Source organism: Actinomadura sp. NPDC049382 (genome assembly GCF_040677125.1).
In the GTDB taxonomy this organism is placed as follows: Bacteria; Actinomycetota; Actinomycetes; order Streptosporangiales; family Streptosporangiaceae; genus Spirillospora; species Spirillospora geliboluensis.
This window is the reverse complement of record NZ_JBFARO010000258.1, coordinates 1-2381: the sequence shown is the minus strand read 5'-3', so window position 1 is coordinate 2381 and position 2381 is coordinate 1. Positions and strand designations below refer to the sequence as shown.

At 77.5% G+C, this 2381-nt stretch carries 2 protein-coding genes; both read right to left on the bottom strand.

From position 1 onward, the window contains the following. Positions 1 to 1431 (bottom strand): lipid II flippase MurJ (locus AB0K34_RS46450; RefSeq protein WP_364554930.1); only part of this gene is annotated, 1431 nt, incomplete at its 3' end. A 37-nt stretch (positions 1432 to 1468) separates the two neighbouring features. After that, positions 1469 to 2381: hypothetical protein (locus AB0K34_RS46445; protein WP_364554928.1), on the bottom strand; the 913-nt coding region annotated here is incomplete at its 5' end.

The following is a 2381-nucleotide window of genomic DNA, read 5'->3' as shown; positions in this document are numbered from 1 at the left end:
CGGCAGGCCGCGCGCGGCCGCGGCGCCCCGCGCGCGCACGAGCGTGCCCAGCAGCAGCACACCGGCGACGGTCATCCCCAGGGCGTTGCCGACGCCGAAGGCGGCGACGACCCACTGCCGCTCGACCGCCAGCACCAGCGCGACGTCGGCGATCATCACGACCCCCCAGCCCGCCGCGACCGCCGCGGCCCCCATCCGGCCCCGGTGGCACGCGTACAGGACGCGGCCGAGATGCGCGACCAGCCCGTAGCCGAGCAGGCCCGGCGCGAACGCGAGCACCGCCCGCGACAGCACCTCCTGCTGGTCGGGATGGCCGGGGTTGAACACCGCCGCGATCGGGACGGCGACGGCGGCGAGCGCGGCGGCGCCCGCGCACGACACGAGGATCACCGCGCGGGTGGTGGACGCCGTCACCGCGTCGAACCGGTCCTGCTCCCCCGCGCTGATCCGCGCCGACAGCAGCGGGAACGCGCTGGTCGCGATCGGCACCGCGAGGATCGCCCAGGGCAGCAGGTAGATCGCCCAGGCGTACTGGTAGTTGGCCAGCGCGCCGCTCGTCCCCTGCGAGCTGAGCCGGACCACCAGCAGCGCCGACAGCTGCTGCGCCGCGACCGTCGCGAGGCCCGCGACCGCGAGCCGCCGCACCCGCGGCGCCACCCCCTCCGGGAAGCGCAGCGTCGGGCGCAGCTTGAACTTCAGCCGCCACACCGCGACCCCGGCGGTCGCCGCCATCGCGACGCCGCCGAGCGCCGTCCCGATCGACAGCGTCAGCATCGCGTCCGTCGGCAGCCCGGCGAGGTCGTTCTCGAAGCCGCGGCCGAGGGGCGCGTAGGCGAGGTACGCGCCGATCACCACGAGGCTCGACATCAGCGGCGCGAGCGCGGGCGCGACGAACCGGCGGTGCGACTGCAGCAGCCCGTACAGGACGACCGCCATCCCGTACATCACCATCTGCGCCGACATGATCGCGAGCATGGTGGAGCCGGCGTCCACGATCTCGTCGGGCGAGCAGCCCTGCAGGTCGTCGCCGACCAGCGCCCGCATGATCGGCCGGGCGCCGAGCGCCATCAGCGCCGACAGCGGCACCATCAGCACGACGATCCAGGTGAGCAGCGCCGACCCGATCCGGCGGACCTGCTCGCGGTCGCCGCGCTCGGCGGGCCCGGCGAGCACCGGCACGACCATGCTGGCGAGCGCGCCGCCCGCGACGATCTCGTAGACGATGCTGGGGAACTGCGTCGAGGTGAAGTACGCCTGGCTCAGGCAGGACGTGGTGACCGTCTGGGAGAAGGCGTAGGTGCGGCCGAACCCGGCGAGCCGCGCCAGCACCGTGATGACGGCGATGACGACGGCCGCGCCCGCGAGGCCGCCGGCGAACCGGCGCACGCTCGGGGACCGCCGGGCCGGCGGTGACGTTTCGGGAGGGGTCACGCGCGTGGACGTTCTCCGGGGGAGCCGGCGGGCCGGCCTAGGCGGGGCCCGCCGCGACGCCGTCGCCCGCCGGACCCGCGGGCGGCGGGACGGACGGCCGGAACGCGTCCCCCGCATCGGGCTTGCCGGCGGCGGGGGCGGGTGCGGCGACCGGGCGGCGGCCGAGCATGTCGATGCGGTTCAGCACCGGGTTGCCCGCGATGACCTTGGTGAAGCTGACGAACTCGCTGGCGGCGTTCAGCCCGGCGAGCCCGGCCAGCACGGCGAGCCGCGGCCCGCGCCCGAGCCGGGTCGCGCCGAGGCCGAGCAGCGCGCCGAGCGCGTTCGCGCCGGTGTCGCCGAGCATCGCGCGCTCGCCGAGGTCCTCGGGGAGCAGCGCGGCGGCGGCGCCGAGCGGCGCCGCGACGACGGCGGAGCCGGACCGGGTCAGCGCGAGCGGGCCGCCCGCGAGCAGGCCGACCTTGATCGCCCGGCCGGGGCGCAGGTCGAACAGGTTCATCAGGTTCGCACCACCGGCGATGATCGCGCCGTTCACGAGCGTGTCGAAGGCGCGCCCGGTGCGGGACGGGGCGGGCGACCCCGCGACCGCGGCGGCGGCCAGCCCGGTCGCGCCGATGCCGAGGATCTTCACCGCGCCGCTGGTGACCTCGCCGCGGGCGAGCGCGGCCAGATGGCCCTTGAAGCCGCGGGAGGCGCCCGACCCGGCGAGGTCGTCGTAGCCGCCGAGGACGCCGGACCCGGTGCCGGCGAGCAGCGCGGCGGCGCGCATCCGGCCCGCGGCGCCGGGCGCGAGCAGCCCGGCCGCGGCGGCGCCCGCGACGAACGCGGGCCCCTCCAGCAGCGTCACCGGCTCGCCGCGGTGGTTGGTGCGGCCCCAGACCTCCTCGCCCGGCAGCCCGTTCAGGCCGGGCGGCCGCCGGGTCAGCGCGGCGTGCGCGGCGCGCGCCGCC